Here is a 21,308-nt window from a genome sequence, read left to right on the forward strand (position 1 = left end):
CTGTCAACTGCCTTTTTCACCGCTGTCGATCTTTCGATCGAAGCCCTTCCGGATGGCCCTGGAACCGCTAACTCTTTGAAACTCAAGGAGTTTTCAGCTCCGACTGCGCCGGAAGTGGTGCGCATTATAAGGGGATTCGAAAGCCCGTCAAGGCTTAATTTCAATAAACCTTAACATTGCTGAAAAACAAAGCGGGGAGGCCTGCCGGCCTCCCCGTCTATATATATATATATATATATATATATAGCTACACCAGCAGGCGATTACTCAGCCTTGAGGGTAACCCGGGCAAATGCCTTCTTGCCCGCCTGGCACACATGGGTCGCACCAAGCGCAAACATGAAGTCGCGATCAACCACCGCACCGTCGACTTTCACGGCGCCGCCATTGAGCAGATCCCGCGCCATCGCCGAGTTCTTCACCAGGCCCGCCCGGTTCAACACGGCAGCGATCGGCAAGCCTTCAGCCGCAGCAACCTCGACATCAGGCAGGTCCTCCGGCAACTCGCCCTCTTTCATACGGTTACCTGCCGCGCGGTGCGCATTGGCGGCAGCCTCCTCACCATGGAAGCGTGCAACGATCTCTTCCGCCAGCTTGATTTTGATGTCACGCGGGTTCGCGCCATTGGCGACATCCGCACGGAACTGCTCGATCTCTTCCATGGAACGGAAGCTCAGCAGCTCGAAGTAGCGCCACATCAAGGTGTCAGGAATCGACACGAGCTTGCTGTACATCACTCCGGGGGCTTCCTGGATGCCGACATAATTGCCCAGCGACTTGGACATCTTCTTCACGCCGTCGAGCCCTTCGAGCAACGGCATGGTCACGATGCTCTGCGCTTCCTGGCCGTAGGCACGCTGCAGCTCGCGCCCCATCAGCAGGTTGAACTTCTGGTCGGTACCGCCGAGCTCGACATCGCACTTCAGTGCCACCGAGTCATAGCCCTGCACCAGCGGGTAGAGGAACTCGTGGATCGCGATCGGCTGGTTGGTGGTGTAGCGCTTGTCGAAGTCGTCGCGCTCGAGCATGCGCGCCACGGTGTACTGCGACGCCAGGCGAATGAAATCGGCAGGACTGAGCTTGTCCATCCAGGTGGAGTTGAACGCGACTTCGGTCTTGGCCGGGTCGAGAATCTTGAACACCTGCTGTTTATAGGTCTCGGCGTTATCCAGCACCTGCTCGCGGGTCAGCGGCGGACGGGTGGCACTCTTGCCGCTCGGGTCACCGATCATGCCGGTGAAGTCACCGATCAGGAAGATCACCTGGTGACCCAGATCCTGGAACTGGCGCAGCTTGTTGATCAGGACGGTATGCCCCAGGTGCAGGTCAGGCGCAGTCGGGTCAAAACCCGCCTTGATCCGCAGCGGTTGCCCGCGCTTGAGCTTCTCGACCAACTCGGACTCGACCAGTACCTCTTCCGCTCCACGCTTGATCAGCGCTAGCTGCTCTTCAACCGACTTCATAACAGACCCGCAAGGCTCAGATTCAAAGGGACCCAACCATACAAGATCAGCCATCAAATACAAGTTTTTGCCCCGAGTGTGACCTCGAAGCCGACTGATGACGTCTGCGCGCTTGCGCTGAAGGGGATTTGGTTATATTTTATACAGTTATTTCATCTTCATCATGTCATTCATCTTTTCCACTTCATCTATTTCAAAGTCAATTCATCTATGACCAACGAACCGCCTAAAGCGCCCCCGCTTTATCCGAAGAGCCACCTGTTGGCCGCCAGCGGCATCGCCGCCTTACTCAGCCTGGCCTTGCTGGTGTTCCCATCCAGCGAGGTCGAAGCCAAGAAAACCACCCTGAACCTGGAGCTGGAAAGCCCGGCCGAGCAACTCAAGCAGGAACAGGACGCCCCACTTACCCAGAACACTGACGCCGCGCCCTCGCCGTTTGCGCAGATCGACAACAGCGCCGCACCGACCGAAACCGCCAAGGTCGAGCCGGCGCCTGCCGCTGCCGAAGCTGCGCCAGCCAGCAAGGACCCAAGCCACCGCGAAGTTACCGTGAGCCGTGGCGATACCCTGTCGACCCTGTTCGCCAAGGTCGGCCTGCCGGCTACCGCCGTGCATGAAGTGCTGACCAGCAACAAGCAGGCCAAGCAGTTCAGCCAACTCAAACACGGCCAAGTGCTGAAGATCGAGCTCGACAAGGACGGTCAGTTGGCCAGCCTGCACAGCAAGCTCAGCGACCTCGAAACCATTCGCCTGACCAAGAGCGCAAACGGTTACGCGTTCAACCGTGAAATCAGCAAGCCAGTGGTGCGTTCCGCCTATGTTCATGGCGTGATCAAGAGCTCGCTGTCGGCCTCGGCCCAACGCGCCGGCCTGAATCACAATCTGACCATGGATATGGCACGTATTTTTGGCTACGACATCGACTTCGCCCAGGATATCCGCCAGGGCGACGAATTCGACGTGATCTACGAACAGAAGGTCATGAACGGCAAGGTCGTCGGCACCGGCAATATCCTGTCCGCGCGCTTTACCAACCGCGGCAAGAGCTTCACCGCGGTGCGCTACACCAACAAGCAGGGCAACACCAACTACTACACCGCCGACGGCAACAGCATGCGCAAGGCGTTCATCCGTACTCCGGTTGATTTCGCCCGTATCAGCTCGCGCTTCTCGGCAGGCCGCAAGCACCCGATCCTGAACAAGATCCGCGCACACAAAGGTGTCGACTACGCAGCACCACGCGGTACACCGATCAAGGCGGCCGGTGACGGCAAGGTCCTGCTGGCGGGCCGCCGCGGTGGTTACGGCAACACCGTGATCATCCAGCACGGCAACCGCTACCAGACCCTGTACGGGCACATGCAGGGCTTCGCCAAGGGCGTGAAGACCGGCGGTTCCGTCAAGCAAGGGCAGATCATCGGCTACATCGGCACCACCGGCCTGTCCACCGGCCCGCACCTGCACTACGAGTTCCAGGTCAACGGCGTACACGTCGACCCGCTCGGGCAGAAGCTGCCAATGGCCGACCCGATCGCCAAGGCCGAGCGCCAGCGTTTCCTGCAGCAAAGCCAGCCACTGGTCGCGCGCATGGAGCAGGAAAAGGCCACCCTGCTCGCCTCGAGCAAGCGTTAAGCAATGCCGCTCTATCTGGGTGTGATGTCCGGGACCAGCCTCGATGGCCTGGACATCGCCTTGATCGAACAGGAGCAGCACCTCAAGCTGCTCGCTACCCATTACATTCCCATGCCCGCCAGCCTGCGCCAGGACCTGCTGGACCTGTGCGCCAGCGGGCCTGACGAGATCGCCCGCGCGGCCCTGGCAGAGAACCAGTGGGTGCGCCTTGCCGCCGAAGGCATCCAGCACCTGCTGGCCGCCCAAGACCTCAAGCCTGAGGCCATTCGCGCCATCGGCAGCCATGGCCAGACCATTCGTCACGAACCGGCGCGCGGTTTCACCGTGCAGATCGGCAATCCGGCGTTGCTGGCTGAGCTCACCGGCATCAGCGTAGTCAGCGACTTTCGCCGCCGCGACGTTGCTGCTGGCGGCCAGGGTGCGCCGCTGGTACCGGCCTTCCACGAAGCGCTGTTCGCCCACCAGGGCCAACGCCTGGCAGTGCTCAACGTCGGCGGTTTCAGCAATCTCAGCCTGATCGAACAGGACAAGCAAGTCAGCGGCTTCGATTGCGGGCCGGGTAACGTGCTGCTCGATGCCTGGATCCAGCAGAAACAGGGCCACAGCTACGACGCCGACGGTGCCTGGGCTGGCACCGGCCAGGTGATCCCCGGTTTGCTCGCCTCCCAACTCAGTGACCCGTTCTTCGCCGGTACCGGGCCGAAAAGTACCGGCCGCGAAGTGTTCAACCTGCCTTGGTTGAACCAGCATCTTGCGTCTCAGCCGGGCTATCGGGATGAAGACGTGCAGGCCACCCTGCTGGAGCTGACCGCCCGCAGTATCGTCAGCTCGTTGCAGGCGGCGCAGGACGATACCCAGGCCTTGCTGGTCTGCGGTGGCGGCGCGCACAACAGCGTGCTGATGCAGCGCCTGGCAACACTGCTACCCAACGCCCGGGTCAGCAGCACTGCCGCTTGCGGGGTCGACCCTGACTGGGTCGAAGCCATGGCCTTCGCCTGGCTGGCCCACTGCTGCCTGGAGCACATCCCCGCCAACCGCCCCAGCGTCACTGCTGCTCGTGGCCTGCGGGTGCTGGGCGCGATCTACCCGGCATAAACCGCAGATAGCAAAACGCCGCGCATCGGCGCGGCGTTTGCGGTACTGCCCTTGCGATCAGATCGAGAACGAAGAGCCGCAACCACAGGTCGTGGTGGCGTTCGGGTTCTTGATGACGAAACGCGAGCCTTCCAGGCCTTCCTGGTAATCCACCTCGGCTCCTGCCAGGTACTGAAAGCTCATCGGATCGACCACCAGGGCCACGCCTTCGCGCTCGACGATGGTGTCGTCTTCGGCAACATCTTCATCGAAAGTGAAACCGTACTGAAAACCCGAGCAACCGCCGCCGGTCACGAATACTCGCAACTTCAGGCGTTCATTGCCTTCTTCATCGACCAGGGTCTTCACCTTGTGCGCTGCACCCTCAGTGAACTGCAATGCCACAGGGGTGAAGGATTCGACGCTCATGCTGACTATCTCCCGGCGCTATGCCGCCATAATGCGTGATGACGCGCATTATCCGCTTCTCCGAGAAAAGCGGTCAACAATACAAAAGCTGCAAGGGGTTGGCTGCAAGCTATAAGCGGATCGCGTCCGCCTTTGACTTGCAGCTTGAAACCTACCGTTTAAGGCAGCAGGCCGGCGTGGGAAAGCCCCATGCGCTCGTCCAGGCCGAAGAGGATGTTGAGGTTCTGTACCGCCTGCCCCGACGCGCCCTTGACCAGGTTGTCGATCACCGACAGCACCACGACCAGGTCGCCGCCTTGCGGACGGTGCACGGCAATCCGGCAAACGTTGGCGCCGCGCACGCTGCGGGTTTCCGGGTGACTGCCAGCCGGCATTACGTCGACGAACGGTTCATCGGCATAGCGTTTCTCGAACAGCGCCTGCAGATCGACCGAGGTATCGGCGACGGTCGCGTACAGGGTCGAATGGATACCGCGGATCATCGGGGTCAGGTGCGGCACGAAGGTCAGGCCGACATCAGTACCCGCTGCACGGCGCAGGCCCTGGGTGATTTCCGGCAGATGACGGTGCCCTTTGACCGCGTAGGCCTTCATGCTCTCGCCCGCCTCACAGAACAGCGAACCAACCGCCGCGCCACGACCGGCGCCGCTGACACCGGACTTGCAGTCGGCGATCAGGCGCGAGGCATCGGCGATACCGGCTTCGAGCAGTGGCAGGAAGCCCAACTGGGTAGCGGTAGGGTAGCAACCCGGCACGGCGATCAGGCGCGCCTGGCGAATCTGCTCGCGATTCACTTCAGGCAAGCCGTACACCGCGTCCTTGAGCAGCTCTGGCGCACCGTGGGGCTGGCCGTACCACTTGGCCCATTCATCGGCATCCTGCAGGCGGAAGTCAGCGGACAGGTCGATGACCTTGGTGCCAGCGGCCAGCAACTCGCCCGCCAGGGCATGGGCGACACCGTGCGGGGTAGCGAAGAACACCACGTCGCAGGCAGCCAGGGTCTTCACGTCCGGCACACTGAAGGCCAGACCGTCGTAGTGACCGCGCAGGTTCGGGTACATATCGGCAACCGCCAGGCCGGCTTCGGAGCGCGAGGTGATCACCGCCACCTCGGCCTGTGGATGCTGTGCCAACAGACGCAGCAGCTCGACCCCGGTGTAACCCGTGCCGCCAACGATACCGACCTTGACCATAACGCGTGCCCCTTATCAACGAACCAACAGGAAAGCCCACGATAATAGGGGCGCTGAAACACGCCCACAACTGTTGCGATGGCTCGCGCCCCCCCTAGCCTCTACTATCTGACGACCGTGAACCCTGAAGGAACTCAACCCCATGCTTTTTCTCTGGATCAAAGCGCTGCATATCGTCAGCGTAGTCTGCTGGTTCGCCGGCCTGTTTTACCTGCCGCGCTTGTTCGTCTACCACGCACAAAGCCAGGACAGCATCAGCCAGGAGCGCTTCGTGATCATGGAGCGCAAGCTGTACCGCGGCATCATGCTGCCAGCGATGATCGCCAGCCTGGTCTTCGGCATCTGGCTGCTGAGCCTTACCCCGGGCTTTCTCAGCCAGGGCTGGATGCACGCCAAGCTCACCCTGGTGGTGTTGCTGATCGGCTATCACCATATGTGCGGCGCACAGCTCAAGCGCTTCGCCCGTGGTGAAAACAAACGCAGCCACGTGTTCTACCGCTGGTTCAATGAAGCGCCGGTGCTGGTCCTGCTGGCCGTGGTAATTCTGGTGGTGGTCAAACCGTTCTAACCTAAGCCCATACTCAGCCTCGGGAAACCTGCCATGTCATTGCCTGCCCTGCTCGAACAACGCCTGCGTCTGCCGGTCGTAGCGGCACCGATGTTTCTGATCTCCAACCCGCAACTGGTACTGGCCTGTTGCGCCAATGGCGTGGTCGGCAGTTTCCCGGCGCTGAACCAGCGCGATAGCGCTGGCTTCAAGGCCTGGCTCGAAGAAATCGAAACCGGCCTGGCAACCCTCGACAAGCCTGCGCCCTATGCGGTCAACCTGATCGTGCACCAGAGCAACCCGCGCCTGCAGGCGGACCTGGCGCTGTGCGTCGAGCACCGGGTGCCAATCGTCATCACCAGCCTCGGAGCGGTGAAGGAGCTGGTCGATGCCGTACATGGCTACGGCGGCCTGGTGTTCCATGATGTGACCACTCGCCGGCATGCCGAGAAAGCCGCCGAAGCCGGCGTCGACGGTCTGATTGCCGTGGCGGCGGGCGCTGGAGGCCATGCCGGGACCTGGAGCCCGTTCGCCCTTGTTGCCGAAATTCGCCAGTTCTTCGACAAGACATTACTGCTGGCCGGCTGCATCAACCGTGGCCAGGAAATCCTTGCCGCGCAACTGCTGGGCGCCGACCTTGCCTACCTGGGCACGCGCTTTATCGCCACCCACGAGAGCCAGGCGCCGGGGCCCTACAAAGAAATGATGCTTGAAGCCAAGGCAGCCGATATCATCCACACCGCTGCGGTTTCCGGGGTGCCTGCCAGCTTCATGCGCCAGAGCCTGGAAAACGCCGGTTTCGACATGGCCGCCCTGCGCAGCCACACCGAGACCAAGCTCAAACCCATCGACGACGAGGCCAAGGCCTGGAAGACCGTCTGGTCTGCCGGACAAGGTGTCGGTGCGATCGACCAGCTGTGCTCGGTCGAGCAACTGATTGCCCGCCTGGATGCCGAGTACCGCCAGGCACACGCCTCGGCCACAGCCCTGAGCCGCCACTGGCCGGGCTGATTTACGCTTTATCACGGCAAAGGAAGCCTGCATGAACAACACCCTCACCTTCGCAAACGAGCTGATGAGCCCTCAAGGCCGAATCGGCCGGCTCCGCCTTCTGGCCTGGAGCCTGGGTTTGATTGCGGCCACCGTGGCCTTTGCGCTGTTGCTGGGCTGGGTGACTAGTGCAGTGTGGAAAGACGCTGCCGGCCTAATCCTGATTGCCGCCCTTATCGCTCGAATCATGAGCATGATCTTCTTCGTCAAGCGCCTGCACGACCTGAACTGGAGTGGCTGGTTCTGCTGGGCAGTGTTGTTGCCCTGGGTCGGCAACTTCCTGCTGCTGCTCCTGCTGCTGATACCTGGCAATCGAGGCAACAATCGCTTCGGACCTGCCCCACCGCCCAACAGCATGTCCGTCGTTATACTGGCCTCGATGTGGCTGGTAGTGATCGTTGTCGCAGTGGTTTTGACCGTGTTCAGGCCCGGTATCTGAATCACACCGGCAGCACCTCAAGCCCGCTAGCTGTAAACTGCGCACTTTGGCCACCCTTCCCGACTGGAGAACTGCATGACCCGTTACGCCATGATCACCGGTGCCTCCAGCGGCTTGGGCCTGGCACTGGCCGAGGCGCTGGCACGTCGGGGACGCAATCTGATCCTGGTGGCCCGCCAGCGTGACCCGCTGGAAAGCATCGCCATCGAGCTGACCCAGCGTTTTGGCGTCGAAGTGCTGTTCCGCGCCTGCGACCTGGGCGAGCCCCTGCGCCTGTCGGGGTTCCTTCTGGAACTCGAAGAAAGCGAACGGCACATCGACTTGCTGGTCAACTGCGCCGGTATCCGTTCCTACGGGCATTTCCTCGCCCAGGAGTGGAGCGATGAACAGGACCTGATCGAGGTGAACATTCTTGCCCTGACCCGTCTCTGCCACGCCCTGGGCAATGCCATGGCGGTGCAAGGTGGCGGGCAGATCCTCAACGTTGCCTCCCTTGCTGCTTTCGCCCCCGGGCCGTGGATGAGCAGCTATGCGGCGAGCAAGGCTTATGTACTGCACTTTTCCGAAGGCCTGCGCGAAGAGCTCAAGCGCACGGGCATCAAGGTCTCGGTACTTTGCCCAGGCCCGGTGCGCTCGCCGTTGCGGCGCATCCCACGGTTGGAGAAAGGCCAGCGCTGCCTCAGCCCGGAAGAAGTCGCCCTGTACACCGTGCGTGCCCTGGACAAGAACCGCGCCCTGATCATCCCCGGCCGCCGTAACCGCTGGCTGGCCTTCAGCCCGCGCCTGCTGTCGCGCTGGGTAACGCGCAAGCTGGCCGGCGCCATCAACCAGGCCTATTGCCCTCGCTAATTTGCACAGAGCTGGGCGCAAGCGCCTGGCCTGCGTACACTCAAGTCCGATTACCCTCATGGAGCAACCGTAAGTGGAAACTCTGTTTACCAAGATCATCAACCGGGAAATCCCGGCCAAGATCATCTACGAGGACGACCAGGTTCTGGCCTTCCACGATATCGCCCCGCAGGCACCGGTACATTTTCTGGTCATCCCGAAAAAACCGATCCGCACGCTCAACGACCTCACCGAAGAAGACAAGGGCCTGGCCGGGCATATCCTCTTCACCGCTCAGCGGTTGGCCAAAGAGCTGGGCTGCGAAGACGGCTTTCGGGTGGTCATGAACTGCAATGAGCAAGGTGGGCAGACCGTCTACCACATTCATATGCACGTACTTGGCCAGCGTCAGATGCACTGGCCACCGGGCTGATCCAGGGCAAGCCCCGACTTCGCGATTGGGGTAAACTGTCGGGCACATTCTTGCGGAGGTGCCCGATGGCTACCGAACGTCACTATTCCCCGCTCGACCGCTTGTTGCTGCAGGCCGACACCGCCATGCGCACCTTGCTGCCCTTCAGCGGCCAGCCTTCCCGACCGTCGCCGGCGATCATTCAGCCAGACGTCACTCTGGACGAAACGCAGACCCGCCATGTGGCCGGGCTCATGCGCATCAACCATACCGGCGAAGTCTGCGCCCAGGCGCTGTACCAGGGCCAGGCTCTGACCGCCAAGCTGCCCCAGGTACGCAAGGCCATGGAACACGCCGCCGAAGAAGAGATCGACCACCTGGCCTGGTGCGAGCAGCGTATTCGCCAGCTTGGCAGCCACCCCAGCGTGCTCAACCCGTTGTTCTATGGCATGTCCTTTGGCATTGGCGCCCTCGCCGGCCTGGTCAGCGACAAGGTCAGCCTGGGTTTTGTCGCCGCCACCGAGCATCAGGTCTGCAAGCACCTGGACGAACACCTGGAGCAGATCCCGGCCGAGGATGAAAAGTCCCGGGCAATTCTCGAGCAGATGCGCGTCGACGAAGAGCAACATGCCGAATCCGCACTGGATGCTGGCGGCTTCCGCTTCCCGGCACCAGTCAAGTTCGGCATGAGCCTGATGGCCAAGGTCATGACCAAAAGCACCTATCGTATCTAGGACCGCCGATGACGGAACGCTTCGATGCCAAGGACCTGGCCCGCGCAGTCAGCGCCGGCGTTCTGAACCCGGGCCAGGACCAGGCCCTGATTGAGTTTCTCAAGCGCCAGCCGCAAGCCCAGGCCAGTTTTCAGCTGGCCCATGTGGCTTTTTACTTCGGCGCCTTGCTGATCATGGCCGCCATGGGCTGGTTGCTCAGCGAAGCCTGGATGCGCGTCGGTGACAGCGCCCTGCTGCTGGTTGCCCTGATCTACATCGGCGTGCTGACCCTGGGTGGCTTACTCATGCAGCGCCGCGGCCAGATCATCCCCGCTGGCGTGCTCGCCGCGGTGGCGGTGAGTATCGTGCCGCTGGCGGTGTTCGCGGTGGAACGTATCACCGGTTTCTGGCCACTGGACGATGCCCAGGGCAATTACCACAACTACTACACCTATGTGCAGGGCGGCTGGCTGCTGATGGAGGCGGCGACGGTACTGGCCGGCTTGTTGATGCTGCGGCTGATCCCTTTCCCGTTCATCGTCATGCCGATCGCCGTGGCCTTGTGGTTCATGTCCATGGACCTGAGCGAATGGTTCTACGGCGAAGCCTTCGACTGGAATCAGCGGCGCACGGTGTCACTGTGGTTTGGCCTGGCGACGTTGCTGGTATTCCTGGTGGTCGACGGTCGCACTCGCCAGGACCACGCGTTCTGGGGTTATCTGGCCGGATTGCTGGCCTTCTGGTTCGGCTTGCCGCTGCTGGACACCGACAGTGAATGGGACAAAGCCCTGTACTGCCTGATCAACCTCGGCCTGATGGGCGTTGCGCTGCTGCTGCGCCGACCGCTGTTCATGGTCTTTGGCGGCATGGGCGTGGCGATGTACCTGGGTTATCTGTCTTACCAGGTGTTTGCCGAATCGCTGCTGTTCCCGGTGGTACTGACCTTTATCGGCCTGGGCGTGATTGGCCTGGGCCTGCTGTATCAGAAACACCGCGATAATCTGAGCCGTTGGCTACGTGCACAAGTGCCGGAGGGTTTACTCAATCTATTGCCAGGACTGCGTCGCTGATGATCAGGCTGTTTTGTGTTCGCTTGTTGCAAAGCCTGGGTCTGGCGCTGGTGGCCTACCTGTTCGTGTGCCTGATGACCGCCAGCATGAGGGAAGCGCCCTTCAGCCTGACGCTGCCAGAAATCTCCCAACCTGATGGCAACAGTGCTTTCGACCTGCTGTTGTTCTCACTGCCCGGGCAACTGCTGTTCGTGTTGGTCGGCTGTTTTATCCACAGGCGGCGACTGCTCGGCGGGGTCTTTGCGCTGTTTGCCGCGCTGATTGCCTTGCTGCAGTGCCTGCTGTTTGCCGATGCCTTTGGCAATACCTGGAGCACAGCAGAAATCTTCGGCTTGCTTGGCTTTAACCTGCATTGGTTTTTGCTGGCGCTGGTTCCAGGGCTGGCCTGGCTGATTGGGCTGGAGCGCCTGCGCGTTTAGCCTGAGCGTGGGGCAAGCCCGCTCCTACAGAAGCGGGCTTGCTGACCATCAACCGAGCTCGACGATCTCGTAGCCATGGGTGATCTCGACACCGGCCCGGCCGAGCATGATCGAGGCCGAGCAATACTTCTCTGCCGACAACTCGACCGCGCGCTTGACCTGGGCTTCTTTAAGGCCACGGCCCTTGACCACGAAGTTCAGGTGGATCTTGGTGAACACCTTCGGGTCTTCACCGGCGCGCTCTGCTTCAAGAAACACTTCGCAGCTCTCCACCGCCTGGCGGGATTTCTTCAGGATGCTGACCACATCGAAGTTGCTGCAGCCACCCAGGCCCAGCAACAGCATTTCCATGGGCCGTACACCCAGGTTGCGGCCACCGGCCTCGGGCGGGCCGTCCATCACGACCACGTGGCCACTGCCCGATTCGCCCAGAAACATGGCTTCACCTGCCCACTGGATACGCGCCTTCATTACCTGGACTCCCTTGTTTGAAAAAAGGCTGCCAGCTTAGACCCTGCGGGCCCGGTGGAAAAGCTCAAGCGCATGAGTAAATCTGCCGATAGAAGGGCAAGCGTCTGATAAGCTGACGCCAAATCACTGGCGCTTATCGCCAGACTACCTATAAAAGTAAATGAAGCGTCGCCTCCTGACCGGGATCCAGCCATGGTTGCATCAGCCCTTCCAGCCAAGATCAAGAACATCGACAAGCTGCTGGTCCATTGCCAGCGCCGCCGCTATGCGGCCAAGAGCAACATCATCTGCGCCGGCGACAAGGCCGAAACCCTGTCGTTCATCATCAAGGGCTCGGTGACCATTCTCATTGAAGACGACGATGGCCACGAAATGATCATCGCCTACCTCAACAGTGGTGATTTCTTCGGTGAGCTCGGTCTGTTTGAACCGGCCGGGCAGGAACAACAGCGCAGCGCCTGGGTCCGGGCCAAAAGCGAATGTGAGGTTGCGGAAATCAGCTACGAGAAATTCCGCGAGCTGGCACGCCACGACCCGGAGATCCTCTACGCACTGGGCAGCCAGATGGCCCAGCGTCTGCGCAATACCACGCGCAAGGTCGGCGACCTGGCATTCTTCGACGTCACCGGCCGGGTAGCCCGCTGCCTGCTGGAGCTGTGCAAGCAGCCGGATGCAATGACCCACCCCGACGGTATGCAGATCAAGATCACCCGCCAGGAAATCGGCCGGATCGTTGGATGCTCACGGGAGATGGTCGGCCGCGTCCTCAAGGACCTTGAAGAGCGCAGCCTGGTACACGTCAAGGGCAAGACCATGGTGGTCTTTGGCACCCGTTAATCGCGGGCGATGCCCTTGATCACCTCGGCATAGGCCTGGCCCAGCCGCTCGAGCAGCGGCGCCTGGGGCACCACTTCGTGCAGGGCGATGTGGCTGTCAGCCAGGCAGTGCTGCTCCAGTTCGCAGCATTCGTTGAAGCGGTTGACCGCTGCCACCATTGATTCGCGCTCGTTATCCAGCAACAACGCACCATGCACCAGCACCACCGGGCGCTTGCCTCCCAGGCCCTGGCGCCAGCGCTGGGCAGTGCCGACCAGCTTGCGGCCGTTGAGGTTGACGTTGTAGCGCCCATCACAGAACGCCCCTTCGATTTCCCCCACCGACGCCAGCCCACCCCATTCACGCAGCACATCACACAACGGCAGGCACAGGCGCTCGTAGGCGCTTTCTATGCGGCCGTGATCACCTTCGCTTTTTGGTGCTACGTATACCAGCGCGATGTTGATCACCGCAGGTGACTGCGGCACCGGCTCGCCACCGGTTTCGCGCAGCAGCACCGGCCAGCCGGCAATCGCAAGCTCCGCGCAGGCAGCCTCGAAACCGTCCAGGCGGCTCATGCGCCGGGGCATGACCAAGGCGCGGTCAGTCGGACGCCAGAACAACAGGCCATGATCCTTTTCGCCTTTGCATACAGCCGCCAACAACTCCTGCTCGGCGTGCAGCCCGGCCTCGACAGTGACATCAAGCACTTGATCAGTCATCGCATAAACCTTGTAGAGACAAAAAAGCCGGCATCGCCGGCTTCAGAGTTGAATCAGTCCAGGCCTTGCACCGGGTTCTGCACCACGCGCTCCGGGAAGAACAGGCGCTGCAGCTCCAGCCCCGGGTGCTCGGCACGCATGAACGCTTCGCCGACCAGGAAGGAGTACACCTCGTTGATTTCCATCAGCTCGACGTCGGCGCGATTGAGGATGCCGCTCTCGGTGATGGCCAGGCGGTCACGAGGGATGCGCGGCAGCAGGTCGAGGGTGGTTTCCAGGCTGACTTCAAACGTGTGCAAGTTGCGGTTGTTGACGCCGACCAGTGGCGTGTCGAGAGTCTTCAGCGCCCGCTCCAGCTCGTCGCCGTCGTGCACTTCGACCAGGACGTCGAGGCCGACGCGCTTGGCGGTATCGGCAAGTTCGGCCATCTTCACGTCATCCAGCGCCGCAACGATCAGCAGCACACAGTCAGCGCCCAGGGCCCGGGCTTCGACGATCTGGTAAGGATCGATCATGAAGTCCTTGCGGATCACCGGCAGCTTGCACGCGGCGCGCGCCTGTTGCAGGTAGATGTCGCCACCCTGGAAGTAGTCGACATCGGTCAACACCGACAGGCAGGTCGCCCCGCCCTTCTCGTAGCTGACGGCGATGTCGGCCGGAATGAAGTTTTCGCGGATCACACCCTTGCTGGGCGAGGCTTTCTTGATCTCGGCAATGACTGCCGGTTGCTTGCGCCTGGCCTGCTCAATCAGGGCCTTGGCAAAGCCGCGCGGGGCATCGGCGACTGCAGCCATGCGCTCCAGCTCGGCCAGGCTGACCCGGGCGCTGCGCTCGGCCACTTCCTCGACCTTGCGGGCAAGGATCTTTTCCAGAACCGTCGGCACACTCATCCTTCATTCTCCTGCTTGAATACCGCGGTAAAGGCACCGAGTTCTTCGAGTTTTTCCCGGGCGAGACCGGTGTGCAATGCATCATGAGCGAGCTCGACGCCTTGCTTGAGGCTCATGGCGTGGTCGGCAGCGTAAAGCGCGGCGCCGGCGTTGAGCACGATCATTTCCGCAGCCTTCTGGCCGTTCTCGGTCTTGCGCCGGCCCAAGGCATCGCGGATCAGCTCCAGCGACTTGGCCGGGCTCTCCACGGCCAGGCCGTGCAGGCTCTGGCTTTTCATGCCGAGGTCTTCGGGCTCGACCCAATACTCCGTGATCTGGTCATTCTTCAGTTCGGCAACGAACGTCGGCGCCGCCAGGCTGAATTCGTCCAGGCCGTCTTTCGAATGCACCACCAGCACATGCTTGCTGCCCAGGCGCTGCAGCACTTCAGCCAACGGACGGCATAGCGCCTGAGTGAACACGCCGACGACCTGATGCTTGACCCCGGCCGGATTCGTAAGCGGGCCGAGCATGTTGAACAAGGTACGCAGGCCCAGGTCACGACGTGGGCCGGCGGCGTATTTCATCGCCTTGTGGTGGGTCTGGGCAAACATGAAGCCGATACCGACGCTGTCGATGCAGCGTGCCACTTGTACCGGCGTGAGGTTCAGGTAGATACCGGCTGCTTCCAGCAGGTCGGCACTGCCGCTCTTGCCCGAGACCGCACGGTTTCCGTGCTTGGCCACGGTGCAGCCGGCGGCGGCAACGACGAATGCCGAAGCGGTGGACACGTTGAAGATGTTGGCGCCATCGCCGCCGGTGCCGACCACGTCGACCACCTGGTCGAGGGTGTTGAGCTCGACCTTGTCGGCCAGCTCGCGCATCACTGAGACGGCACCGACGATTTCATCGATGCTCTCGCTCTTCATGCGTATGCCCATCAGGAAGGCGCCGATCTGCGCCTCGCTGCATTGGCCGGTCATGATTTCGCGCATGACATCGCGCATTTCTTCGGTGCTCAGGTCCAGGTGACCGACGATACGGCTCAGCGCGCTCTTGATATCCATGTTCAATCCTTAACGGCGGCCGCCGGTCTGCTTGAGGAAGTTGGCGAACAGCTCGTGGCCCTGCTCGGTGAGGATCGATTCGGGGTGGAACTGCACCCCTTCGATATTCAGCTCTTTATGGCGCAGGCCCATGATCTCGTCCACCGAGCCGTCTTCAAGGACGGTCCAGGCGGTCAGTTCCAGGCATTCGGGCAAGGTTTCGCGCTTGACCACCAACGAGTGGTAGCGGGTGACGGTCAGCGGGTTATTGAGGCCAGCGAACACGCCCTGGTCCTTGTGCAACACCGGGCTGGTCTTGCCATGCATCACCTGGCGGGCGCGCACTACATCACCACCGAAGGCCTGGCCAATGGACTGGTGGCCCAGGCATACGCCGAGGATCGGCAGCTTGCCGGCAAAGTGCTTGATGGCCTCCAGCGACACACCGGCTTCAGTCGGGGTGCACGGGCCGGGGGAGACGACAATGCGCTCGGGGTTCAGGGCTTCGATCTGGGCGATGGTCAGTTCGTCATTGCGAATGACCTTGACCTCTGCACCCAGCTCGCCGAGGTATTGCACGACGTTGTAGGTGAAGGAGTCGTAGTTGTCGATCATCAGTAACATCTGGGTTCAACCTCTTGCATCTACTGACTTTGAATACATGCCTTTCGAAGTGCCTGTGCGCTGTGCAACAGGTGCTAGTTCGCCTGTGCGCACCAGCCACAGCCGGCTACAGCAGGTAAAGCGTTCAGAAAGGCAAAGCGGTACAGGGCCGGCGAACCGGCAAGAGATAAAGTCAGGCGCGCCAACGCCAACGGGCGTGGGCCTTGATAACGCGCATCAAGAGTTTGCTGACGATCAACACGGGGTAGGTCTCGTTCATACGTTCCCGCACAGTAGCCTACCGGCGCGGTCCACGCAATATGACCGAGGCATGCCGAAACGCTTTAGCGATGGAAGACGCGCGGAATGTTTTGCTAACGTCTTTAGGCGTCATCCGATAACAACAACGAAAAAGGATCTTTGCGATGTTGAAAGCGCGCTCACTGTTGCCCTGTGCATTCTCGCTTCTGGCCCTGGCCTGCTCCAGCGCCCATGCGGCCCCCTCCCCCTACTCGACCTTGATTGTCTTCGGCGACAGCCTTGCCGATGCCGGGCAATTCCCCGACGGTAACGGTGCGCCGGGCTCTACCCAGCGCTTTACCAACCGTATCGGCCCGACCTATGGCAACGGCGAGGCCTTCGGCGCGGTATCGCCCATGTTGCTCGGGGCGCAGCTGGGTATTGCTCCGACTGACCTGGGCGCTTCGACTTCACCGGTCAATGCCGCACTCGGTCGTCCTGACGGCAACAACTGGGCAGTGGGCGGCTACCGCACCGACCAGATTCTCGACTCGATCACCGGCACTTCCGACGTGATCATTCCACCAGGCAACCCCGGTGCCGGCACCGTGCTGCGCGAACGCCCGGGGTATCTGGCCGGCGGACTGCGCGCCGATCCCAACGCGCTTTACTACCTGACCGGCGGCGGCAACGACTTCCTCCAGGGGCAGATCACCAGCCCGGCCAGCGCCGCAGCCGCCGCCAATCGCCTGGCCGCCAGCGCCCAGGCCCTGCAGCAGGGCGGCGCGCAGTACATCATGGTCTGGTTGCTGCCCGACCTGGGCCTGACCCCGGCGATGAATGGCACCCCGATGCAAGGCCCGGCTTCGCAGCTGAGCAGCCTCTTCAACCAGCAACTGGTCGGCCAACTGAGCCAGATCGACGCACAAATCATTCCGCTCAACGTGCCACTGCTGCTCCAGGAAGCCCTGGCCACTCCGGCGCAGTTCGGCCTGGCCAGCGGTCAGAACCTGGTCGGCACCTGCTTCAGTGGCAACGGCTGCGTGCAGAACGCGACCTACGGCATCAACAGCGCCACGCCCGATCCGAGCAAGTTGCTGTTCAACGATTCGGTCCACCCCACCACTGCCGGGCAGGAGCTGATTGCCGACTACGCCTTTTCGATCCTCTCCGCACCATGGGAGCTGACGCTGCTACCAGAAATGGCCCACGCCAGCTTGCGCGCGCACCAGGATGAACTGCGCAACCAGTGGCAAGGCCACTGGCAACCGGTTGGCCAGTGGCAGGCAATCGTGGCTGCTGGTGGGCAGAATCTGGATATCGACAGCCAGCGCAGTTCCGCCAGCGCCGATGGCCATGGCTACAACCTGACCCTGGGCGGCAGCTACCGCCTGGATGACGCCTGGCGTATTGGTATTGCTACCGGCGTTTACCAGCAGAAGCTCGAAGCCGGCGAGCAAGACTCCGACTACAAGCTCGACAGCTACCTGGCCACCGCCTTCGTGCAGTTCCAGCAGAACCAATGGTGGGCAGATGCGGCCCTGACCGGCGGGCACCTGGACTACAGCGACCTGAAACGCACCTTCGCTCTGGGGGTGAACGATCGCAGCGAGAAAGGTGATACCGATGGCGAGCTGTGGGCGTTCGCCGCGCGCCTGGGGTATGACCTCGCGGCTCCCGGCAGCCAGTGGAGCCTGTCGCCTTTCGTCAGCGCCGACTATGCGCGGGTGAAAGTCGATGGGTATTCGGAGAAAGGCACCCGCGCCACGGCCTTGAGCTATGACGATCAGGACCGTGAATCGCGGCGTCTGGGCCTGGGTTTGCAGGGCAAGTATCAGGCACGACCAAGCACCTTGCTGTTCGCCGAAGTGGCTCACGAGCACGAGTTCGAAGACGACCGCCAGGACCTGACCATCCACCTCAACAGCCTGCCGGGCAACGACTTCACCCTGACCGGCTATACCCCGCAGAGCAATCTGAATCGGGCAACCCTGGGCTTGAGCCAGACCCTCGCACCGGGGCTGGCCCTGCGCGGCAGCTACAACTGGCGCAAGAGTGACGAGCTGACCCAGCAAGGGATCAACCTGGCGTTGAGCCTGGAGTTCTAAGGAAGGGATACGGCGCCTGCCACAAGCAGGCGCCGTGGATCAGGCTCAGCTACGTGGTGTCTGCTCGGCCAGCGCCACCGCACGGAACATGGCCCGGCGCTTGTTGATGGTTTCTTCCCACTCAAGCGCTGGCACCGAGTCGGCAACGATACCGCCACCGGCCTGCACATGCAGCTCACCGTCCTTGATCACTGCGGTACGGATGGCAATCGCGGTGTCCATGTTGCCGTTCCAGGCAAAGTACCCCACCGCACCGCCGTAGACCCCGCGCTTGACCGGCTCCAGCTCGTCAATGATTTCCATGGCGCGGATCTTCGGCGCCCCGGACAAGGTGCCCGCCGGCAGGATCGCGCGCAGTGCATCCATGGCGCTCAGGCCCTGCTTCAGCTCGCCGGTGACGTTGGAAACAATGTGCATGACGTTGGAGTAGCGCTCGATCACCATCTTCTCGGTGACCTTGACCGAGCCGGTTTCCGAGACCCGGCCAGCGTCGTTACGGCCCAGGTCGATGAGCATCAGGTGCTCGGCGATTTCCTTGTCGTCGGACAGCAGGTCTTCTTCAAGCGCGCGATCGGCTTCTTCGGTGGCACCGCGTGGGCGGGTTCCGGCGATCGGGCGAACGGTGACCAGGTTGTCCTCGACCCGCACCAACACTTCTGGCGAGCTGCCCACTACATGGAAGTCGCCGAAGTTGAAGAAGTACATGTACGGCGTCGGGTTGAAGCAGCGCAGTGCCCGGTACAGGTCGATCGGCGCGGCCTTGAAGTCGATGGACATGCGCTGCGATGGCACCACCTGCATGCAGTCGCCAGCGAGGATGTACTCCTTGATGGTATCGACCGCACGCTCGTAGTCGCTCTGGGTAAAGCTGGAGCGGAACGCCGGCTCTGCCGGCAACGGGCCGCCCAGGTCCAGCCCGCGACGCGGGGCGATGGGCTGGCGCAGCTGTTCGAGCAGGCCTTCGAGACGGGCCAGGCCGTTTTCATAGGCCTGTTCCTGAGCCGGATCGGCCAGCACGATAGCGTGCATCTTGCCGGCCAGGTTGTCGAACACCACCACCGCGTCGGACACCATCAGCAGGATGTCCGGTACGCCCAGCGGATCAGGGTTCGGGCACTTGCCCAGGCGCCGCTCGACATAGCGCACGCAGTCATAACCGAAGTATCCGACCAGGCCACCATTGAAGCGCGGCAGGCCGGCGATGGTCGGCACCTGGTAGCGCTCCTTGAAGGCTTCGACGAAGGCCAGCGGATCTTCTACTTCATGCTGTTCGATCAGTTCACCGTCGTGGGTGATCCGGACCTGGTGATCATGCACCCGCAACACCGTACGGCACGGCAGGCCGATGATCGAGTAACGCCCCCACTTCTCGCCGCCCTGCACCGATTCGAGCAGGTAGGAGTTGGGTTGATCAGCCAGTTTCAGGTAGATCGACAGTGGCGTGTCGAAGTCGGCCAGGGTTTCGCAGGCCAGGGGAATGCGGTTGTAGCCGGCAGCGGCCAGGCGCAGGAATTCTTCGCGGGTCATGATAGCCTCGTGGCAAGCAGCAGATGGGTCAGGCAGGCAAGCAGGCCGGCATGTGCCGGCAGATGGCAGTCAGGCGCGCCAACGCCAGCGGGCCAGGGCCTTGATGACTTTCATCCAGAGTTTGCCGGTAACCGCCACGATGGAATCTCGATCTGAGGGGGATTGAACGTCCGCCAACGTTATCCCAGTGGCCGGATCTAAGCAACCAGGCAACAGCGCGCGCAGGTCGTCGATGACCAGGCACGGCGCCTCTTCGCTGATCGGCCGGCCATGGTTGTAGCCATAGGTCAGGCCGACGCACTTGACTCCAGCCGCTTTGGCCGCCAGCACATCGCTGCGCGAGTCGCCGACGAACAGGGCCTGCTCAGGCGCAACGCTGGCCATTTTCATGACAAACAGCAAGGCGGCAGGGTCGGGCTTTTTCTGCGGCAGGGTATCGCCGCCGATAATCCAGCGGAAATAGCGGCCGATCTTCATCTGATCGAGCAAGGGTGCAACGAAGCGCTCGGGCTTGTTGGTGATCAGGGCCATTTCCACGCCCTGTTTGTGCAACCACTTGAGGGTGTCGCGCACGCCGGGGTAGACCACCGTCAGCTCATGACTTTCGGCGTAGGCCTGCATGAACAACTCCAGGCCCCGCTCGGCTTCGTCGTCATCGACCGCTTCGTGGTCGATGCCGCCAGCCAGGGCGCGACGCACCAGCACCGGCGCACCATTGCCGACCCAGTGGCGCACCGCCTCAAGGCCGGCGGGCTGACGCCCCATTGCGAGCAGCATGTTGTCCACCGCCGCTGCCAGGTCCGGTACCGAATCGATCAGGGTACCGTCCAGATCAAACATCACCAGTTTGGGCAGGGCGCCGGGGAACAGCTGCTCGAAGCCACTCATGGGCGGGCCAGGGCCAGTTCGGCGTGCATCTTGGCAATCACCTCACGGTAGTCCGGGGTGTTGAAGATCGCGGAACCGGCGACGAAGGTGTCGGCGCCCGCGGCGGCGATTTCACGGATGTTGTTGACGTTCACACCACCGTCGATTTCCAGACGGATGTCACGGCCACTGGCATCGATCAGTGCACGGGCTTCGCGCAGCTTGTCGAGGGTGCCGGGGATGAACTTCTGGCCACCGAAGCCCGGGTTGACGCTCATCAACAGGATCATGTCGACCTTGTCCATCACGTACTTGAGGGTGTCGAGCGGGGTCGCCGGGTTGAACACCAGGCCGGCCTTGCAACCGCCGTCGCGAATCAACTGTAGCGAACGATCGATGTGCAGGCTGGCTTCCGGATGGAAGGTAATGTAGCTGGCGCCCGCTTCGATGAAGTCGCCGATGATGCGGTCGACCGGACTGACCATCAGGTGCACATCGATCGGCGCGGTGATGCCGTACTTGCGCAGGGCGGTGCAGACCATCGGGCCGATGGTCAGGTTGGGCACGTAGTGGTTGTCCATCACATCGAAGTGAACGATGTCGGCACCCGCGGCCAGGACGTTGTCGACTTCCTCGCCCAGGCGGGCGAAGTCGGCAGAAAGAATCGAGGGGGCAATAGCGTAGGGCTGCATGGCGCACCTGTAGGCAGAATCACAGTGGCGCGCATTGTACCTCAGGGAAACAGTCTAGGGCTGACCGGTATCAAGGCG

At 61.9% G+C, this 21,308-nt stretch carries 23 protein-coding genes; 12 read left to right on the plus strand and 11 right to left on the minus strand.

Annotation, left to right across the window (positions count from 1 at the left end; genetic code table 11):
• Positions 1-263 precede the first annotated feature (263 nt).
• Positions 264-1,463: a tyrosine--tRNA ligase gene (gene tyrS, locus ABM562_RS12835; protein WP_460422240.1), complete on the minus strand. Its 1,200-nt coding sequence runs from the start codon at positions 1,461-1,463 to the stop codon at positions 264-266.
• Between the two features lie 210 nt (positions 1,464-1,673).
• Here tyrS and ABM562_RS12840 point away from each other — a divergent pair, with 210 nt between their 5' ends.
• A complete protein-coding gene (locus ABM562_RS12840) occupies positions 1,674-3,095 on the plus strand; it encodes a peptidoglycan DD-metalloendopeptidase family protein (protein ID WP_346617706.1) in 1,422 nt (473 codons plus the stop codon).
• A 3-nt stretch (positions 3,096-3,098) separates the two neighbouring features.
• Complete coding sequence (locus ABM562_RS12845) at positions 3,099-4,190, plus strand: anhydro-N-acetylmuramic acid kinase (protein ID WP_115085058.1); 1,092 nt, start codon at positions 3,099-3,101, stop codon at positions 4,188-4,190.
• Positions 4,191-4,247: 57 nt separating this feature from the next.
• On the opposite strand, the gene erpA is transcribed toward ABM562_RS12845, so the two are convergent.
• Positions 4,248-4,598 carry an iron-sulfur cluster insertion protein ErpA gene (erpA, locus tag ABM562_RS12850; protein ID WP_233674569.1) on the minus strand — a complete coding sequence of 117 codons (351 nt, stop codon included), beginning with the start codon at positions 4,596-4,598 and terminating at the stop codon, positions 4,248-4,250.
• Positions 4,599-4,756: 158 nt separating this feature from the next.
• Complete coding sequence (argC, locus tag ABM562_RS12855) at positions 4,757-5,791, minus strand: N-acetyl-gamma-glutamyl-phosphate reductase (protein WP_115085057.1); 1,035 nt, start codon at positions 5,789-5,791, stop codon at positions 4,757-4,759.
• Positions 5,792-5,933: 142 nt separating this feature from the next.
• Here argC and hemJ point away from each other — a divergent pair, with 142 nt between their 5' ends.
• The 8 genes from hemJ to ABM562_RS12895 all read left to right on the plus strand — a co-directional run bounded on the left by hemJ (position 5,934) and on the right by ABM562_RS12895 (position 11,269).
• The gene (gene hemJ / locus ABM562_RS12860) at positions 5,934-6,359 is read left to right on the plus strand and encodes a protoporphyrinogen oxidase HemJ (RefSeq protein ID WP_115085056.1); all 426 of its coding nucleotides are present in this window, start codon (positions 5,934-5,936) and stop codon (positions 6,357-6,359) included.
• A gap of 33 nt (positions 6,360-6,392) precedes the next feature.
• Positions 6,393-7,349, plus strand: a complete 957-nt coding sequence (locus tag ABM562_RS12865) for an NAD(P)H-dependent flavin oxidoreductase (protein WP_233674568.1) — start codon at positions 6,393-6,395, stop codon at positions 7,347-7,349.
• Positions 7,350-7,380: 31 nt separating this feature from the next.
• Positions 7,381-7,827 (plus strand): DUF805 domain-containing protein, encoded by a 447-nt coding sequence (locus tag ABM562_RS12870; RefSeq protein WP_134061279.1) that lies wholly within the window; start codon positions 7,381-7,383, stop codon positions 7,825-7,827.
• Between the two features lie 75 nt (positions 7,828-7,902).
• On the plus strand, positions 7,903-8,676 hold the full coding sequence (locus ABM562_RS12875; protein ID WP_115085053.1) for an SDR family NAD(P)-dependent oxidoreductase: 774 nt from the start codon (positions 7,903-7,905) through the stop codon (positions 8,674-8,676).
• Between the two features lie 73 nt (positions 8,677-8,749).
• Positions 8,750-9,088, plus strand: coding sequence for a histidine triad nucleotide-binding protein (locus tag ABM562_RS12880; RefSeq protein WP_038998468.1), 339 nt, complete (start codon positions 8,750-8,752; stop codon positions 9,086-9,088).
• Between the two features lie 65 nt (positions 9,089-9,153).
• Positions 9,154-9,801, plus strand: a complete 648-nt coding sequence (gene coq7, locus ABM562_RS12885) for a 2-polyprenyl-3-methyl-6-methoxy-1,4-benzoquinone monooxygenase (protein ID WP_038998467.1) — start codon at positions 9,154-9,156, stop codon at positions 9,799-9,801.
• 8 nt (positions 9,802-9,809) lie between these two features.
• Positions 9,810-10,850, plus strand: coding sequence for a DUF2157 domain-containing protein (locus ABM562_RS12890; protein WP_233674567.1), 1,041 nt, complete (start codon positions 9,810-9,812; stop codon positions 10,848-10,850).
• Positions 10,850-11,269 carry a hypothetical protein gene (locus ABM562_RS12895; protein ID WP_115085051.1) on the plus strand — a complete coding sequence of 140 codons (420 nt, stop codon included), beginning with the start codon at positions 10,850-10,852 and terminating at the stop codon, positions 11,267-11,269. Before ABM562_RS12890 ends, ABM562_RS12895 begins: the two co-directional genes overlap by 1 nt.
• 48 nt (positions 11,270-11,317) lie before the next feature.
• On the opposite strand, the gene ABM562_RS12900 is transcribed toward ABM562_RS12895, so the two are convergent.
• Positions 11,318-11,740, minus strand: coding sequence for an OsmC family protein (locus ABM562_RS12900; RefSeq protein ID WP_115085050.1), 423 nt, complete (start codon positions 11,738-11,740; stop codon positions 11,318-11,320).
• A 192-nt stretch (positions 11,741-11,932) separates the two neighbouring features.
• Here ABM562_RS12900 and crp point away from each other — a divergent pair, with 192 nt between their 5' ends.
• Positions 11,933-12,577 carry a cAMP-activated global transcriptional regulator CRP gene (gene crp, locus ABM562_RS12905; RefSeq protein ID WP_115085049.1) on the plus strand — a complete coding sequence of 215 codons (645 nt, stop codon included), beginning with the start codon at positions 11,933-11,935 and terminating at the stop codon, positions 12,575-12,577.
• Here the strand turns inward: crp and ABM562_RS12910 are convergent.
• Genes ABM562_RS12910 through ABM562_RS12925 form a run of 4 tightly spaced genes read right to left on the minus strand, consistent with a single transcriptional unit; the run spans position 12,574 to position 15,817 of the window.
• The gene (locus ABM562_RS12910) at positions 12,574-13,278 is read right to left on the minus strand and encodes a lipoate--protein ligase family protein (RefSeq protein WP_115085048.1); all 705 of its coding nucleotides are present in this window, start codon (positions 13,276-13,278) and stop codon (positions 12,574-12,576) included. The two genes, crp and ABM562_RS12910, sit on opposite strands and share 4 nt — an antisense overlap.
• A 53-nt stretch (positions 13,279-13,331) precedes the next feature.
• Positions 13,332-14,168, minus strand: a complete 837-nt coding sequence (trpC, locus tag ABM562_RS12915) for an indole-3-glycerol phosphate synthase TrpC (RefSeq protein ID WP_115085047.1) — start codon at positions 14,166-14,168, stop codon at positions 13,332-13,334.
• Positions 14,165-15,214, minus strand: a complete 1,050-nt coding sequence (trpD, locus tag ABM562_RS12920; protein WP_115085046.1) for an anthranilate phosphoribosyltransferase — start codon at positions 15,212-15,214, stop codon at positions 14,165-14,167. Before trpD ends, trpC begins: the two co-directional genes overlap by 4 nt.
• Before the next feature lie 9 nt (positions 15,215-15,223).
• Positions 15,224-15,817 (minus strand): aminodeoxychorismate/anthranilate synthase component II, encoded by a 594-nt coding sequence (locus ABM562_RS12925; protein ID WP_115085045.1) that lies wholly within the window; start codon positions 15,815-15,817, stop codon positions 15,224-15,226.
• A gap of 404 nt (positions 15,818-16,221) precedes the next feature.
• Here ABM562_RS12925 and estP point away from each other — a divergent pair, with 404 nt between their 5' ends.
• Entirely contained in the window at positions 16,222-18,144 is a 1,923-nt protein-coding gene (gene estP / locus ABM562_RS12930) for an esterase EstP (protein ID WP_460422246.1), read from the plus strand.
• A gap of 45 nt (positions 18,145-18,189) precedes the next feature.
• On the opposite strand, the gene trpE is transcribed toward estP, so the two are convergent.
• The 3 genes from trpE to rpe form a co-directional block, all read right to left on the minus strand.
• Positions 18,190-19,671, minus strand: coding sequence for an anthranilate synthase component I (trpE, locus tag ABM562_RS12935; RefSeq protein WP_115085043.1), 1,482 nt, complete (start codon positions 19,669-19,671; stop codon positions 18,190-18,192).
• Positions 19,672-19,740: 69 nt separating this feature from the next.
• Entirely contained in the window at positions 19,741-20,559 is an 819-nt protein-coding gene (locus ABM562_RS12940) for a phosphoglycolate phosphatase (protein ID WP_115085042.1), read from the minus strand.
• Entirely contained in the window at positions 20,556-21,230 is a 675-nt protein-coding gene (gene rpe, locus ABM562_RS12945; RefSeq protein WP_115085041.1) for a ribulose-phosphate 3-epimerase, read from the minus strand. The genes ABM562_RS12940 and rpe overlap by 4 nt, the downstream gene beginning before the upstream one ends.
• Positions 21,231-21,308: the final 78 nt, after the last annotated feature.

It is taken from the genome of Pseudomonas sp. ZL2, assembly GCF_054788455.1.

Bases quoted from the DNA above. Each gene is read 5' to 3' on its own strand.
- erpA (WP_233674569.1), bottom strand. From the start codon at position 4,598: ATGAGCGTCGAATCCTTCACCCCTGTGGCATTGCAGTTCACTGAGGGT.
- ABM562_RS12890 (WP_233674567.1), top strand. From the start codon at position 9,810: ATGACGGAACGCTTCGATGCCAAGGACCTGGCCCGCGCAGTCAGCGCC.
- ABM562_RS12895 (WP_115085051.1), top strand. From the start codon at position 10,850: ATGATCAGGCTGTTTTGTGTTCGCTTGTTGCAAAGCCTGGGTCTGGCG.
- ABM562_RS12870 (WP_134061279.1), top strand. From the start codon at position 7,381: ATGAACAACACCCTCACCTTCGCAAACGAGCTGATGAGCCCTCAAGGC.
- argC (WP_115085057.1), bottom strand. From the start codon at position 5,791: ATGGTCAAGGTCGGTATCGTTGGCGGCACGGGTTACACCGGGGTCGAG.
- trpE (WP_115085043.1), bottom strand. From the start codon at position 19,671: ATGACCCGCGAAGAATTCCTGCGCCTGGCCGCTGCCGGCTACAACCGC.
- estP (WP_460422246.1), top strand. From the start codon at position 16,222: ATGTTGAAAGCGCGCTCACTGTTGCCCTGTGCATTCTCGCTTCTGGCC.
- trpC (WP_115085047.1), bottom strand. From the start codon at position 14,168: ATGAGTGTGCCGACGGTTCTGGAAAAGATCCTTGCCCGCAAGGTCGAG.
- ABM562_RS12925 (WP_115085045.1), bottom strand. From the start codon at position 15,817: ATGTTACTGATGATCGACAACTACGACTCCTTCACCTACAACGTCGTG.
- ABM562_RS12840 (WP_346617706.1), top strand. From the start codon at position 1,674: ATGACCAACGAACCGCCTAAAGCGCCCCCGCTTTATCCGAAGAGCCAC.
- ABM562_RS12940 (WP_115085042.1), bottom strand. From the start codon at position 20,559: ATGAGTGGCTTCGAGCAGCTGTTCCCCGGCGCCCTGCCCAAACTGGTG.
- ABM562_RS12845 (WP_115085058.1), top strand. From the start codon at position 3,099: ATGCCGCTCTATCTGGGTGTGATGTCCGGGACCAGCCTCGATGGCCTG.
- ABM562_RS12910 (WP_115085048.1), bottom strand. From the start codon at position 13,278: ATGACTGATCAAGTGCTTGATGTCACTGTCGAGGCCGGGCTGCACGCC.
- ABM562_RS12865 (WP_233674568.1), top strand. From the start codon at position 6,393: ATGTCATTGCCTGCCCTGCTCGAACAACGCCTGCGTCTGCCGGTCGTA.
- crp (WP_115085049.1), top strand. From the start codon at position 11,933: ATGGTTGCATCAGCCCTTCCAGCCAAGATCAAGAACATCGACAAGCTG.
- hemJ (WP_115085056.1), top strand. From the start codon at position 5,934: ATGCTTTTTCTCTGGATCAAAGCGCTGCATATCGTCAGCGTAGTCTGC.
- tyrS (WP_460422240.1), bottom strand. From the start codon at position 1,463: ATGAAGTCGGTTGAAGAGCAGCTAGCGCTGATCAAGCGTGGAGCGGAA.
- ABM562_RS12900 (WP_115085050.1), bottom strand. From the start codon at position 11,740: ATGAAGGCGCGTATCCAGTGGGCAGGTGAAGCCATGTTTCTGGGCGAA.
- trpD (WP_115085046.1), bottom strand. From the start codon at position 15,214: ATGGATATCAAGAGCGCGCTGAGCCGTATCGTCGGTCACCTGGACCTG.
- ABM562_RS12875 (WP_115085053.1), top strand. From the start codon at position 7,903: ATGACCCGTTACGCCATGATCACCGGTGCCTCCAGCGGCTTGGGCCTG.
- rpe (WP_115085041.1), bottom strand. From the start codon at position 21,230: ATGCAGCCCTACGCTATTGCCCCCTCGATTCTTTCTGCCGACTTCGCC.
- coq7 (WP_038998467.1), top strand. From the start codon at position 9,154: ATGGCTACCGAACGTCACTATTCCCCGCTCGACCGCTTGTTGCTGCAG.